The 15047-nt window shown below is 41.7% G+C and carries 13 protein-coding genes; 8 read left to right on the top strand and 5 right to left on the bottom strand.

Annotated features, from left to right (window positions below):
* Window positions 1-170 precede the first annotated feature (170 nt).
* From tig to QUE86_RS02650, 8 genes are all read left to right on the top strand, one after another.
* A complete protein-coding gene (gene tig, locus QUE86_RS02685) occupies window positions 171-1475 on the top strand; it encodes a trigger factor (RefSeq protein ID WP_286259030.1) in 1305 nt (434 codons plus the stop codon).
* Between the two features lie 273 nt (window positions 1476-1748).
* Window positions 1749-2366, top strand: coding sequence for an ATP-dependent Clp endopeptidase proteolytic subunit ClpP (clpP, locus tag QUE86_RS02680; RefSeq protein WP_130050992.1), 618 nt, complete (start codon window positions 1749-1751; stop codon window positions 2364-2366).
* A 135-nt stretch (window positions 2367-2501) separates the two neighbouring features.
* Complete coding sequence (gene clpX / locus QUE86_RS02675) at window positions 2502-3785, top strand: ATP-dependent protease ATP-binding subunit ClpX (protein ID WP_054562074.1); 1284 nt, start codon at window positions 2502-2504, stop codon at window positions 3783-3785.
* Window positions 3786-3928: 143 nt separating this feature from the next.
* Window positions 3929-6289, top strand: coding sequence for an endopeptidase La (gene lon, locus QUE86_RS02670; protein ID WP_130050993.1), 2361 nt, complete (start codon window positions 3929-3931; stop codon window positions 6287-6289).
* 216 nt (window positions 6290-6505) lie between these two features.
* Complete coding sequence (gene hupB / locus QUE86_RS02665) at window positions 6506-6778, top strand: nucleoid-associated protein HU-beta (RefSeq protein WP_054553319.1); 273 nt, start codon at window positions 6506-6508, stop codon at window positions 6776-6778.
* 158 nt (window positions 6779-6936) lie between these two features.
* Entirely contained in the window at window positions 6937-8838 is a 1902-nt protein-coding gene (ppiD, locus tag QUE86_RS02660; RefSeq protein WP_130050994.1) for a peptidylprolyl isomerase, read from the top strand.
* A gap of 97 nt (window positions 8839-8935) precedes the next feature.
* The gene (locus QUE86_RS02655; protein WP_130050995.1) at window positions 8936-9334 is read left to right on the top strand and encodes a GNAT family N-acetyltransferase; all 399 of its coding nucleotides are present in this window, start codon (window positions 8936-8938) and stop codon (window positions 9332-9334) included.
* Entirely contained in the window at window positions 9331-9672 is a 342-nt protein-coding gene (locus QUE86_RS02650; protein ID WP_130050996.1) for a cupin domain-containing protein, read from the top strand. The genes QUE86_RS02655 and QUE86_RS02650 overlap by 4 nt, the downstream gene beginning before the upstream one ends.
* A 92-nt stretch (window positions 9673-9764) precedes the next feature.
* Here QUE86_RS02650 and QUE86_RS02645 read toward each other — a convergent pair whose 3' ends face one another.
* Genes QUE86_RS02645 through QUE86_RS02625 form a run of 5 tightly spaced genes read right to left on the bottom strand, consistent with a single transcriptional unit; the run spans window position 9765 to window position 15041 of the window.
* A complete protein-coding gene (locus QUE86_RS02645) occupies window positions 9765-10526 on the bottom strand; it encodes an ATP-binding cassette domain-containing protein (protein WP_130050997.1) in 762 nt (253 codons plus the stop codon).
* Window positions 10526-11518 carry a peptide ABC transporter ATP-binding protein gene (locus tag QUE86_RS02640; protein ID WP_130050998.1) on the bottom strand — a complete coding sequence of 331 codons (993 nt, stop codon included), beginning with the start codon at window positions 11516-11518 and terminating at the stop codon, window positions 10526-10528. Before QUE86_RS02640 ends, QUE86_RS02645 begins: the two co-directional genes overlap by 1 nt.
* Before the next feature lies 1 nt (window position 11519).
* The gene (locus tag QUE86_RS02635; RefSeq protein ID WP_130050999.1) at window positions 11520-12413 is read right to left on the bottom strand and encodes an ABC transporter permease subunit; all 894 of its coding nucleotides are present in this window, start codon (window positions 12411-12413) and stop codon (window positions 11520-11522) included.
* Complete coding sequence (locus QUE86_RS02630) at window positions 12400-13434, bottom strand: ABC transporter permease (protein WP_130051000.1); 1035 nt, start codon at window positions 13432-13434, stop codon at window positions 12400-12402. Before QUE86_RS02630 ends, QUE86_RS02635 begins: the two co-directional genes overlap by 14 nt.
* Window positions 13434-15041, bottom strand: a complete 1608-nt coding sequence (locus tag QUE86_RS02625) for an ABC transporter substrate-binding protein (RefSeq protein ID WP_130051001.1) — start codon at window positions 15039-15041, stop codon at window positions 13434-13436. Before QUE86_RS02625 ends, QUE86_RS02630 begins: the two co-directional genes overlap by 1 nt.
* Between the last annotated feature and the right edge of the window lie 6 nt (window positions 15042-15047).

The following is a 15047-nucleotide window of genomic DNA, read 5'->3' as shown; positions in this document are numbered from 1 at the left end:
TCTATTGTTTAACATAGTGCCCATAGAGGCAAAGCAGCAATGGTATCTCATGGTTACAATGCGCCGTTTTAAGTTGAAATATTCAGCGTTAAAACTTGCTATCACTCATGGAGATCACCTTGTTTGTAAGGAAGGCGAAAAGTCGCCAAAATTGAAGATTGAGGTAAATCATGCAAGTTTCTGTTGAGACGACTCAAGGCCTTGAGCGCCGTCTGACCATCACCGTTCCTGCAGAGAACGTTGAGACTGAAGTAAAAAAACGCTTACAACAACTGTCTAAAACCCAGCGTATCGATGGTTTCCGTCCTGGTAAAGTACCAGCGTCTATCATCAACAAGCGTTACGGTGCTGCGGTACGTCAAGAAGTTGCTGGCGAATTAATGCAACGCAACTACATCGAAGCTATCGTTTCTGAAAAAATTAACCCAGCTGGTTCACCTACTTTCGCTCCTAAAGCGTTAGAAGCTGGTAAAGATTTAGAATTCGATGCAACTTTCGAAGTTTACCCAGAAGTTGAAATTCAAGGTTTAGATAAAATCGCTGTTGAAAAACCAGCTGTATCTGTAACTGACGAAGACCTAGCTAACATGCTAGAAACTTTACGTAAGCAACACGCTTCTTGGGCTGAAGTTGACGCAGCTGCAGGCAAGAACGATCGTGTAACTATCGACTTCGTTGGTTCTATCGAAGGCGAAGAGTTCGAAGGCGGTAAAGCTGAAGACTTCCCACTAGAACTTGGTCAAGGTCGTATGATCCCAGGTTTCGAAGACAACATCGTTGGCAAAAAAGCGGGCGAAGAAGTTGTTGCTGAAGTAACTTTCCCTGAAGAGTACCATGCTGAAAACCTTAAAGGTAAAGCTGCTACTTTCGCAATCACTGTTAAGAAAGTTGAAACTCAAGAGCTTCCTGAGCTTAATGACGAGTTCGCAACTAAATTCGGTGTAGCTGAAGGCGGTGTTGACGCTCTTAAAGAAGAAGTTAAAAAGAACATGACACGTGAGCTTGACCAAGCGGTTAAAGCTAACGTTAAAGACCAAGCTATCAAAGGTCTTTTAGCTAACAACGAAATCGAAGTGCCAAAAGCGCTAGTAGATCAAGAAATTGATGCACTACGTCAGCAAGCAGCACAACGTTTCGGTGGCGACGCTAAAAACATGCCTGAGCTTCCGGCTGAATTATTCCACGAGCAAGCTGTAACTCGCGTTAAGACTGGCCTATTACTAGGTGAAGTAATTAAAGCGAACGAGCTTAAAGTTGACGACGCTAAAGTTGAAGAGTTAATTACAACTGTAGCTTCTGCATACGAAGATCCAACTGAAGTAGTAGAGTACTACAAAGCAAACGATCAGCTTATGCAGCAAATGCGCAACGTAGCTATGGAAGAGCAAGCAGTTGAAGCAATCCTAGCTAAAGCAAACGTGACTGACGTTGAAAAAGCATTCGACGACATCATGAATCCACAGCAAGGTGCTTAATAAGTCATTGACTTAAGCTCTCGCTAGCGATTAAATGGCTCGTGTTACCCTGTATTTATACAGCGTACTCGGGCCATTTTAGTTTGTGGTATCAGTTTCAAAAAAACCAACAATACTGATGTTATTTCAGAACTTTTTTCGGCTAGGATTGAAATTATTCTGATAAGTTCCTATATAGTTATAAAGATTGAATAGGCAGCTTAATTAACATTATTATAAATGTGCTTTCCTTATAGTAAGGATGAGTCGCAGCGGATAAGGAATTAAATAAGAATGAATAGCGGTATGACAGACCCTCTAAACGCACTAGTCCCTATGGTTGTTGAACAAACAGCTAAAGGCGAGCGCTCATATGATATTTACTCACGTCTTTTAAAAGAACGCATTATTTTCTTAACTGGCCAAGTTGAAGATAACATGGCAAATTTGATTCTTGCGCAAATGCTGTTTTTAGAATCAGAAAACCCAGAAAAAGATATTTATCTTTATATTAATTCGCCAGGCGGTTCTGTGACTGCGGGTATGGCGATTTACGATACTATGAATTTTATTAAACCTGATGTAAGCACTATTTGTGTTGGCCAAGCGGCAAGCATGGGTGCATTTTTACTGTCAGGGGGTGCTAAAGGTAAGCGTTTCTGTTTACCTAACTCACGCGTGATGATCCACCAACCATTAGGTGGCTTCCAAGGTCAGGCATCTGATTTTGAGATCCATGCACGTGAAATCTTATCAATCAAAGATAAATTAAACCGATTAATGGCTGAACATACTGGCCAGCCACTAGAAGTTGTTTCTCGTGATACTGACCGTGATAATTTTATGACTGCTAGTGAAGCAGTTGAATACGGCCTAGTTGATTCAGTATTTTCAAGCCGCGAATCGAAGTAATCTGAATAGCTAATAATAACGTATTGTTAGCTATCACCCTTTACTATGCGAAAACTGATATTCTTTGATATAGTTAAACATAGTGAATTAGCAGTAGCCTTATGCTACTGCCAACGTAATAAATGAGGTAGCTGAATGTCTGACACTCCTACAGACGGCGACAAAAGTAATAAATTGTTATATTGCTCTTTTTGCGGCAAAAGCCAGCACGAAGTTCGCAAATTAATTGCTGGCCCTTCAGTATACATTTGTGATGAATGTGTTGAGCTGTGTAACGATATTATCAGGGAAGAAATCAAAGACATTGCGCCGAAGCATAATGCGTCTGATAAACTGCCTGTGCCGAAAGAGATTCGTGATCACCTAGATGATTACGTGATTGGCCAAGACCACGCGAAAAAAGTGCTGTCGGTGGCGGTATACAATCATTATAAACGTTTGCGCAATCAAACAATCAATGCGGACATTGAGCTTGGTAAGAGTAATATCCTATTAATCGGTCCTACAGGTAGTGGTAAAACATTACTTGCTGAAACTATGGCACGCTTACTTGACGTTCCATTTACTATGGCTGATGCAACTACATTAACTGAAGCTGGTTATGTAGGTGAAGACGTTGAAAACATTATTCAAAAGCTACTGCAAAAATGTGATTACGATGTAGAAAAAGCACAGCGCGGTATTGTTTACATTGATGAAATTGACAAGATTTCTCGAAAGTCTGATAACCCATCAATTACTCGTGATGTATCAGGTGAAGGTGTGCAACAAGCCTTACTTAAGCTAATTGAAGGTACTGTTGCGTCTGTGCCACCGCAAGGCGGTCGTAAACATCCACAGCAAGAATTTTTACAAGTAGATACATCTAAGATTCTGTTTATTTGTGGCGGTGCATTTGCTGGCCTAGATAAAGTGATTGAGCAACGTAGCCATAAGAATACTGGTATTGGTTTTGGCGCTGAAGTTAAGCAATCATCAGGTAGCCGCAGCCTAAGCGAAACATTTAAAGATGTTGAACCAGAAGATCTAGTGAAATACGGTTTAATTCCAGAGTTCATTGGTCGTCTTCCGGTTGTTGCGACATTAACTGAGCTAGACGAAGCTGCACTTATTCAAATTCTTAGCGAACCAAAAAATGCATTAACTAAACAATTCTCTGCATTGTTTGCTATGGAAGATGTTGAGCTTGAGTTTCGTGAAGATGCACTAAGTGCTATTGCTCATAAAGCAATGGAACGTAAAACGGGTGCTCGTGGCTTACGTTCAATTGTTGAAGGTGTATTACTAGATACTATGTATGAGCTACCTTCAATGGATGATGTTAGCAAAGTGGTTATTGATGAAACCGTTATTAAAGGTGAATCAGACCCAATTTTGATTTACCAAAGCGGTAACCAAGACAAAGCTGCATCAGAATAAAGCTGTAATAGTTTAAAAGTTGAGCAGTTAAACACGAAAAAGGAGCCAAAGGCTCCTTTTTTTACAAATATGTTGAACTTTCCCTTACATATCCCCATATACTTGAGTAATCTTTAAAATAAATGAAGTGCGAAGAGAATATAATGACGCTTGAGAGAACAGATCGAGTCGAAATCCCCGTGTTGGCACTGCGCGATGTAGTGGTTTACCCACACATGGTGATCCCGCTATTTGTTGGTCGTGAAAAATCAATAAAATGCCTAGAAGCGGCGATGGACAAGGACAAACAAATTTTCCTAGTGGCGCAAAAAGACGCCTCTGTTGATGATCCGCAGCAAGATGATATCTACCGTGTTGGCACCATTGCCACAGTACTTCAGTTATTAAAGTTACCTGATGGCACCGTTAAAGTGCTTGTTGAAGGCACACAACGTGCGAGCGTTGAAAAGTTTTTAGATAACGATGATTTCTTTGTTGCTGAAGCACAGTTCATTGAATCGAGCCATATCGACGAGCAAGAGCAAGATATCTTTATTCGCAGCGCAATTAGCCAATTTGAAGGCTATGTAAAGCTTAATAAGAAGATCCCACCAGAAGTACTTACTTCTGTGTCAGGTATCGATGAAGCCGCACGTCTTGCTGATACCATGGCAGCACACATGCCACTTAAGGTACCTGAAAAGCAAAAAGTACTTGAGATTGCCGATGTTACTGAGCGTCTTGAGTACTTAATGGCGCTGATGGAAGGCGAGATTGACTTACTGCAAGTTGAGAAGAAAATCCGTACTCGCGTGAAAAAGCAGATGGAAAAATCGCAGCGTGAGTATTACCTCAATGAGCAAATGAAAGCGATTCAAAAAGAGCTTGGCGAACTTGATGATGTACCCGATGAATTCGAAGCAATTAAAAAACGCATCGAAGAGTCAGGTATGCCTAAAGAAGCGCAAGAAAAAGCGAACGCTGAGTTAACTAAATTAAAAATGATGTCGCCGATGTCGGCTGAAGCAACCGTTGTGCGTTCTTACATTGATACGCTTATCAATGTACCTTGGAAAAAACGCTCTAAGGTGAAAAAAGACTTAGCTGGCGCACAAAAGATTTTAGATAGTGACCATTACGGCTTAGATAAAGTTAAAGAACGTATTATTGAGTATCTAGCGGTGCAGCAACGCACTAATAAGCTAAAAGGCCCAATTTTATGTTTAGTAGGTCCTCCTGGTGTCGGTAAAACCTCACTTGGTCAATCAATCGCACGTTCTACGGGTCGTAAATATGTGCGTATGGCATTAGGTGGCGTTCGTGATGAAGCGGAAATCCGTGGTCACCGCCGTACTTACATTGGTTCTATGCCTGGTAAATTAATCCAGAATATGACTAAAGTCGGTGTGAAGAATCCATTATTCTTATTAGATGAAATCGATAAGATGTCATCAGATATGCGTGGCGACCCAGCATCAGCATTACTTGAAGTACTTGACCCAGAGCAAAACAGCCATTTTGCCGATCACTACTTAGAAGTTGATTACGATCTATCTGATGTGATGTTCGTGGCAACTTCAAATAGCTTTAATATTCCGGGTCCATTATTAGACCGTATGGAAGTTATTCGTTTATCTGGTTATACCGAAGACGAGAAGCTAAACATTGCAAAACAGCACTTAATTCCAAAACAAGTTAAGCGCAATGGCTTAAAAGAGCATGAAGTTGAGATTGCCGACAGTGCAATCATTGGCATTATCCGCTACTACACACGTGAAGCGGGCGTTCGTAACTTAGAACGTGAAGTGTCAAAACTATGCCGTAAAGCAGTTAAAAACATCCTGCTTGATAAAGACACTAAAAAAGTACTTATCAACGATAGCAACCTTGAAGAGTTCTTGGGTGTACAGCGTTTTGACTATGGTAAAGCAGAAGACGGCGACCGTATTGGTCAAGTAACGGGCCTTGCGTGGACTGAAGTAGGTGGTGATTTACTTACTATCGAATCAGCTGCGGTTCCAGGTAAAGGCAAGCTAACTTACACCGGTTCGCTTGGTGATGTAATGCAAGAGTCAATTCAGGCAGCGATGACGGTAGTTCGTAATCGTGCTGAAAAGCTACGCATTAATAGCGATTTTTATGAAAAACGTGACATTCATGTTCACGTGCCAGAAGGTGCAACACCAAAAGATGGCCCAAGTGCTGGTATTGCCATGGTAACCGGTTTGGTATCTAGCCTAACTGGTAACCCGGTTCGCTCAGATGTGGCTATGACTGGTGAAATCACTTTACGTGGTGAAGTGTTACCAATTGGTGGCTTAAAAGAAAAACTTCTGGCAGCACATCGCGGTGGTATTAAAACCGTTATTATTCCAAAAATTAACGAACGTGACTTAAAAGAGATCCCTGATAACGTATTAGAGGGCCTTGAAATTCACCCAGTTACATGGATTGATGACGTTTTAAATCTGGCGTTGAAGCATCCAGTTGAGAGTTTTTCTGTCGAAACAGAAAAAAACCAGTAAAAAACCGCAAAAAAGTGCATTTAGGGGCTTTTCAAATACAAAGGGTATGATAAGTTAAGCACTAGTTTTCAAGCCTAGGCCTTATGTGGCCTAGGGTTGAGAAAAATATAATAAACTGAGCATAAACTTAATTTGCTCATCAATTTTCAAAACAGTGATGTTATTTTTTAATAAAAACAATCGCTCTTGATAATAACAATGAAAGAGGATGATATTGTGAATAAATCTCAATTAATCGATCAAATCGCAGCTGACGCTGACATTTCTAAAGCGGCTGCAGGTCGTGCACTAGATTCATTCATCGAGGCTGTTTCAGGCGCTCTAAAAGATGGCGATTCTGTAGCGCTAGTTGGCTTTGGTACTTTCTCTGTACGTGAGCGTGCAGCGCGTTCAGGTCGCAACCCGCAAACTGGTGAGACTATCCAGATTGCTGCAGCAAACATTCCTTCTTTCAAAGCAGGTAAAGCGCTGAAAGACGCAGTAAACTAATCATTAAAGATTAGTTGGTGAGAGATACCTAATCGCACTTAAATTGAATTTAGGTAACTTATCACCAGTTACTTCAAGTGAAAAAGCGTATCTGGTAAGATACGCTTTTTTTACATGAGCAGGGTTAATTTGTACCTGATCAGAATAGAGATAGATAAATGCTTGAGAAAATCAGAGAAGGTTCGCAGGGACCTGCAGCCAAAATTATTTTAGGCGCGGTGATTTTATCTTTTGCTTTAGCTGGGATCGGTGGTTATTTAGGACAAACCACAGAGCAACCCGTTGCAGAAGTAAATGGAGTTAAAATTAGCCAAACCGAATTCAGCCGTGCATATCAAAACGAACGTAACCGTTTAGAACAACAATTTGGTGAATACTTCGCACAGATCGCTGCTGATCCAAATTACATGGCACAAATTCGCCAAGGTGTAATCGACCGTTTAGTACAACAAGAATTGCAAACTCAACTAGCGGCAGAATTAGGTCTTCGTGTAAGTGACGAAAGTGTTCGTAAAGCAATTTTAGAAATGCCTTACTTCCAAGTAGGCGGCCAGTTCAGCAACGACCGCTACTTACAAGTTATTCGTCAAATGAATTTCCAACCAGATGCTTTCCGTGAATATTTACGCGAAGACATGACACGTAGCCAATTAGTTGGTGCGGTTGCTGGTACTGATTTCATCTTAGAAAACGAATTAAACAATAGCGTAGCTCTACAACAGCAAACACGTAGCATCGACTATCTTGTTGTGACAAAAGAATCATTACAAGAAGGCATTGCAGTAACAGAGCAAGAAATTGCTGATTACTATGAATTAAATCAACCGCAATTCTTAGCGCCAGAGCAAGTATCTGTAAGCTATATCGATTTAAATGCTGCCACCTTAACACTTGATTCAAGTGTTTCAGAAGAAGACATCAAAGCTTACTACGACCAAAACAGCGCACAATATGTTGAGCCTGAAAAACGTCGTGTATCACATATCTTAATTGATAACAGTGAAGACGATGATGCCGCAAAAGCGAAAGCTGAAGAGCTACTAGCGCAGCTACAAAACGGCGCTGACTTTGCTGAGCTAGCTGAGACATCTTCTGATGACGTAGTTAGTGCTGAAATGGGCGGTGACCTTGATTGGATTGAACGTGACATGATGGACCCTGCGTTTGAAGATGCAACCTATGCACTTGAAAACAAAGGTGATATTTCTGACGTTGTAGAATCTGAGTTTGGTTATCACATTATCAAGCTTACTGATATTCAAACGCAGCAAGTTAAACCATATGCTGACGTTAAAGATGAGCTTCGTGCTGAACTTGAGCGTACTAAGAAAATTAATGCGTTCTATGAAAAGCAAACTCAAATGGGTGAGCTAGCGTTCGAGATTTCAGATACCTTAATTGATGCAGCAGAAGCTGCAGGCGTTGAAGTACAGAAAACAGAACTAGTAACTCGTAATGCGTTACCTGAGCCGCTTAACAACCCACAAGTTGTGGCTGCTATTTTCTCACCTGAAGTGCTAGAAGATCGCATGAACTCAGAAGTAATTGAAGTAGGTGATGAGCATGCTGTTGTTGTTCGTGTAAATGATCACAAAGCAGCGACAACAAAAGCTCTAGCAGATGTTTCTGAGCAAATTAAATCGACTTTGGTTGCACAAAAAGCATCTGAGCTTGCTAAAGAAAAAGCGCGCACACTTTACGCTGATATTGAAGCAGGTAAGAGCTTAAACGAGGTTGCACAAGCTGAAGGCTTAACAGTACGCCAAGAAGCTGCACTGGGTCGTCAAGCTTACACTGTGTCACCAGCGATTGTTCAACAAGCTTTCAAAATGGCTCACCCACAAGGTGCACCAGAGGTTGAAGTTGTTGACCTAAACAATGGCGATGCGGCAATTGTTGCGCTAAAAGCAGTTAATCCAGCGGCTGACGTTGAAATTAACGAGCAACAAAAGCAAAACATCACGATGGCTCAAGTGAATAAAAACTACATGGTATTTATTGCAGCACTAAAAGCACAAGCTGAAGTGCAAGTACCACAAGCGACTCAAGCTGCTGAATAGTTAGCAAAATGAGTTAAATAAAAGGCGCCTACTGGCGCCTTTTTTGTTACCTTTGTAGGTAATTCCAACTCGTGAATTGGTATCAAAAGGAGCATTTATGGAGTACAGTCAAATAGAGCAGCTACCAAGCGCTGAAGAATACTGTGATATGCGCCTTAAAGCTGGCTTATCAGCACGTTCATTAGCGGCTGCAAAGGCGGGATTGCCAAACTCTCTTTATGCTATTTGTATTCGTAAAAACGATGAGTTGATTGGCATGGGCCGTGTAATTGGTGATGGTGGCTGTAATTTTGAAGTGGTTGATATTGCTGTCGCACCAGAATATCAAGGCCAAGGGTTAGGACGTGTCATTATGGAACATATTGACCGTTACATTGAATCTGCCGCCTTTGAAGGTAGTTATGTCACTATGGTGGCTGACAAACCAGGCTTTTATGAAAAGCTTGGCTACAAGTTTGTCGCACCACAAAGCCAAGGGATGTATAAAAAGTTTTGAGTATCATAGACAAACAAAGCGCAGATCATTATACATGGGGTAACAATTGCGACGGTTGGCATTTGGTAAAGTCTAATGCGCTGAGTGTTATTCAAGAGCATGTCCCAGTAGGTGAGGCTGAAGTAAAACACTATCATAAGCATGCCGAACAATTTTTCTTCGTACTTAGTGGCTGTGCCACCATTGAACTTGATGGCCAAATACACAAACTCACTGCACAACAAGGTTTGCATGTAAGTGCTGGACAAGTTCATCAGCTAAGTAATCAAGGTACTGAACCACTGCATTTTATCGTTACATCTACACCACCAAGTCATGGTGACAGAGAAGAAGTGTAATAGCTGTAAGGTAAAAGAGTAGAGTTAATAGAGATATCAACATGCTCGCGTAGGAGGCGTTTTTAACGCCGAATCAAACTGACAGCTCACTGTCAGCAATTCAACAATTTCTGCGTTACGCTTGATTGCGGGTTTTGAAAAATCGCTTCGGTTTGGCCGTATTCAACAATCTCACCGTGATCAAGTACTACGAGTTGGTCGCTTATGTGGCGCACCAGACTTAGATGATGAGTAATTAGCACATAGCTAAGCCCGGTATCTTTTTGTAGACGCAGTAATAAGTTTACCGTTTGTGCGCGCACAGATGGGTCTAGAGACGATAATGCTTCATCGAGCACTACCACTTTAGGATCTAAAATTAAAGCTCTTGCAAGCGCTATACGTTGCAATTGGCCACTACTAAACATATGCGGGTAATAGTATTGATGATCTAATAGCAATCCAACTTTTGCGAGGGTTTGCTTTATTTTATCTTCACGCTCTTCTTTGTTTAAGTCAGTGTTGTACTGTAAGCAGTCGTTAAGCATGTCACCAATGGTTAAACCCGGATTCAACGACGCCTCAGAATCTTGGAATATCATACGGATGTGGCGACAGTCATTATCACGTAAGCCATCATTTTCGATGATATTACCATCGAGTAGAATTTGTCCTTTATCGGCGTTATCGGCTCCAGAGAGCAATTTAGCTAAGGTACTTTTGCCTGAGCCTGTTTCCCCGATAATCGCAATGGTTTCGCCTTGACCTAAACAAAACGAAATATCTTTTAAAACAGAGAAGCGCTTACGTGAAAATAAGCCAGCACGTAGGTTGAAACTCTTTGATAACGCTTGAACTTTGAGCAGTGGTTGCATTATTTCATCGCCTTAATCAATGGGAAATGACAGGCATAACTATGGCTATGATGCTTGGTTAACTTAGGTGTAACCACACATTCTTTTTGCGCTTGCGGGCATCGTGGGCCTAATCGGCAACCTATTGGTAAATGCTGTAAGGTTGGAATGGTGCCTTTTAATGCATAAAACGGTTCTTTGTGTGCTAGACCTTGCTCATAGTCAGGCAAACTTTTCAAAAGTGCTTGAGTATATGGATGGTATGGCTGACTAAAGATGCGATTAGTTGGACCTGCTTCAACCATTTGTCCGCAATAAAGTACATGCATGCCATGAGACCAGTCGATGATTTCTTCAAGCTCGTGAGAGATCATTAAAATTGACATATTCTTTAGCTGATTCAAGCTTTTTAATAGCCTAAATACTTGTGCGCGAGTGGTACTTTCAAGTGCAGTTGTTGGCTCATCGGCAATTAATAGCTTAGGAGTACGGGCAATTGCCATCGCAATCATCACTTTTTGACAGATACCTTCAGAGAGTTCATGGGGGTAGCTGTCGAGCACTTTTTTATGATCTTTAATACCCACTTTATGAATTAACGCTTTTACTCTATCTTTACGCTGTTTATTACGCTTTAAGAAAAAGCCGCTGATGGCCTCAGCGGGTAGGGTTTCGGCAATTTGATCAAATATTTTTGCAGTAGGGTCTAGGCAGCGGCTTGGGTCTTGGTAGATCATTGCAATGTCTTGACCCACCAGTTTACGGCGCTGCTCGTTAGATAAGCGCATCAAATCAACACCACGCCAGTGCATGCGATCTGCGGTGATATGCCAGCGTTTGTTCAAAACCCCAACAATGGCTTTTGCAATTAAGCTTTTACCAGAGCCAGACTCGCCAACCAAAGCATGCACTTCACCTTCTTTTAAGGTCATGCTGACCCTATCAACCGCACGAATTACGGTTTCTGAGGTGCGCAACTCTATCGTGAGATTGCGAATATCGAGTAATTGCATATTAGTCGGCCTTACGTTCTTTAAGCACTTGGCGTAAACCGTCACCTACTAAATTGGTAGACAGTACTGCTAAAAATAATAATACGCCCGGTAAGCCAACAGTCCAAGGGGCAAGGTAAATTAAACCGAGATTTTCAGCCAAAATAGCGCCCCATTCTGTGGTTGGGGGCTGGGCGCCAAGTTTTAAAAAGCCAAGTGCCGAGATATCCAAAATAGCGGTAGAAAGCGCCATGGTAAAAATAACCACAATATGCTCGTAAATATTTGGAAAGATACCACGGGCGAGAATATGCCAGTTGGATGCGCCATCAAGTTTGAATGCTGTGATGTAATCCTTGTTAAGCTCTTCAACAATTAAGTTACGTACCGAGTGAATAAACTGTGGCAATAAAGCTAAAATAATCGCCCATACTGTATTCATTAAGCCCGGGCCAAGAATCGCGATAATAATAATTGCCAGTAACAGCGATGGAATAGATAACGTAATATCGAGTAAGTGATTTAAAAAGCTTGAGCGAATACCGTGGCTAATACCAGCAAAAGTACCCACTAATACCCCAATCACGGTGGTTATTAAAGCTGCCACGACCGACAAACCAAAAGTATAAGTTGCACCATTCATTAAACGCGATAACACATCACGACCTAAATCGTCGGTGCCTAATAAAAAGCGCACATCACCAGCGTCATGCCAAGATGGCGGTAACAATAAAGCATCGCTGTGTTGTTGATTTACACCATAGGGTGCAAGCAGTGGTGCAGATACTGCCAGTAATACTAAAGCGATAAACAACCATAAGCCAACAAGGGCTGGGTGATTAGTCTTAAACTTTTTCCAAAATCGCGCTAGTGGCGATTTATTCGACTCTTCAGAGAATAAATTAAACTTTGCCATGAGCTTGGTTCCGCGATAGTGGGTCGAATAAGGTATAAGTGAGCTCAGCAATAATTGTAGCTAAAATGACAAACATAGATACAGCGAGTAAGCCGCCTTGAATAGCTGGGTAGTCGCGTTGATAAATACTATCGATAAGCCAACGACCAATGCCTGGCCACGAGAAAATAACCTCGGTGATCATCGCAAGGGTGATCAAGGTACTAAACTGTAAACCGATTTGTTTAATAACCGGTAGCAGCGCATTACGTAGTGCGTGATGAATAATCAGCTGTGCACGGTTTAAGCCCTTTGCCCGCGCCGTTTTAATATAGCTTTGATCGAGTACTTTCAACATTGAGTCTCGGGTAAAGCGCACTAGAACAGTGGTTGGATACATAGCAAGCACTATAGTTGGCAGGGTTAAATGGTGTAAAGCATCTAAAAACGCCATACCATCATATGGAAAGTTACCTAGCATGATATCAATTAAAATAAAGCCAGTAACAGGCTCAATCTCGTAAAGTAGGCCCATACGACCCGACATAGGAAACCAGCCTAGTTGCAGTGAAAAAACCATAATTAACAAAAGAGCTAGCCAAAAAACCGGCATTGAGTAGCCGATAAGTGTGCCTGAGTTTATAAATTTGTCTGGCCAACGTTTGTAGTAAGCTGAAGCTAAGATACCCCCTGGTACGCCAACAGCAACTGAGACAAACAATGCATAAAGGCTTAATTCGAGCGTTGCAGGAAACAAGTCTTTAATATGCTGAAATACACTCTCGCCAGATGCAAAAGAGACCCCCCAATCACCCTGAATAATGCGCTCTAAAAAGGCAAAATATTGCACTATGTAGTTTTCGGTAAAATGAAATCTTTCTTCAAGTGCACTGGTTTGCGAGAAGGTACTATTGGTAATACCGCTTAAGTTAGTAAGCGCATCACCAGGAAACAAAAAGCTTAATGAGAATGTAAAGATGCTCAGAGTTAACATCATAAACATTAAGAGCGCCAGGCGGCGAAGAATATAATCTAGGATCATTATTCTTTCCTCGCGTTAGCTAATGAAATACCACCGAAAGGGCTCAAACTGATGCCTTTTACATCACTACTTGCTGCCTGAAAGCGCATGCCATGGGCAATAGGTAAGATAGGGAGCTCTTGTACTATAATCCGCTGTGCCTGATTATAATATTCTTTACGTTTTTCAAGATCGGTTGTGTCGAGAGCTTGTGTGAGTAACAAATCAAATTCAGGGTTACACCAATTAGACGGATTTTTACCACTAAAGGTAGCTGTACAGCTTAATAATGGACTCATAAAGTTATCAGGATCCGGCGTATCGGCAGCCCAACCTAACAATACGCTATCGTGGCGATGCTCGCCAACCCGTTGTAAAAAGGTATTCCACTCGTATTCGACGATATTAACGTTCACACCAATTTTGCGTAAATCGCTTTGCATCAGCTCAGCCATTTTTCGGGCATTAGGGTTATAAATACGACTTACGGGCATGGCCCAAATGTTCATATCAAAGCCATTTTTGTAGCCAGCTTCAGCGAGCAATGTTTTGGCAAGGGCAGGGTTAAATTCAGGCATAGCCTTTTGTGCTTCAAAAGCCCAAGAAGCTGGAGGAAGTAAAGACTGAGCCTTAATACCGTTACCGTAATATACCGCTTGCATGATTTTATCGATATCAATGGCGCTTGCGAGTGCTTGGCGTACACGTACATCATCAAAAGGCGGGCGCTCAGTGTTAAAGGCCCAATAACCAATGTTTAAGTTTTGTTCTTTTTGAACTTTAATGTCTTCACGTTGCGATAAAATACTAAGCTGCGCACTGCTTGGGTGCGCAGTAACATCACACTCTTTAGTGAGCATCTTGGCAACCCGGGTTGTCCCGTTTGGCGTAATGTCATACACCAGTTGCTCAAGTACTACAGGGTGTTTCCAGTAGTCAGGGTTACGGTAATAGCGAATTAAACGATCGCGACGATACTCTTTATATACATAAGGGCCAGTACCCACAGGGTATTGGTCAAATAAGTTTTCTTGATTTCGCGCTTTAAGTTGCATGGCGTATTCTTCAGATAACACCACAGCAAAGTCTGTTGCAAGGTTTGCTAAAAAGCTGCTTTCAGCATTATAAAGCTCAAACCGTACTTGGTAATCAGAAACACGAACAATGCGACGAATGAGCTGGTCAATACCAACACTTTGAAAATATGGGTAACTGGCTTCGCCAACAAAGTGATAGGGGTTGTAGACGTCGAATAAGCGGCTAAAGGTAAAAATTACATCATCTGCGTTAAAATCACGACTTGGGGTGAAGTATTTAGTGGTATGAAATTTAACTCCTTTACGTAGGGTAAAGGTGATTGCTTTGCCGTCTGGGCTAATTTTCCAATCGGTTGCTAATTCTGCCTGAAATTCAGCAGACACCGGATCAATACTCAGTAGTCGGTCATAAAGCTGGTTAGCGATAATATCGATAGTTGAACCAGTCGTCGTCACTTGAGGATTAAACGACACAGGGTTTGCTTCAGCGCAATAGACCAAGCCCTGGTTTTTTTGTTCTGTGGTTTTTTCTTCGCTATCTAGGCAGCCTACTAAGCACACCAAAGACAAAGCAAGTAACGGTTTAAACACCTGATT

The sequence above is a fragment of the Pseudoalteromonas apostichopi genome, assembly GCF_030297135.1.
Taxonomy (GTDB): Bacteria; Pseudomonadota; Gammaproteobacteria; order Enterobacterales; family Alteromonadaceae; genus Pseudoalteromonas; species Pseudoalteromonas apostichopi.
This window is presented reverse-complemented; position numbering and strand designations above follow the sequence as displayed.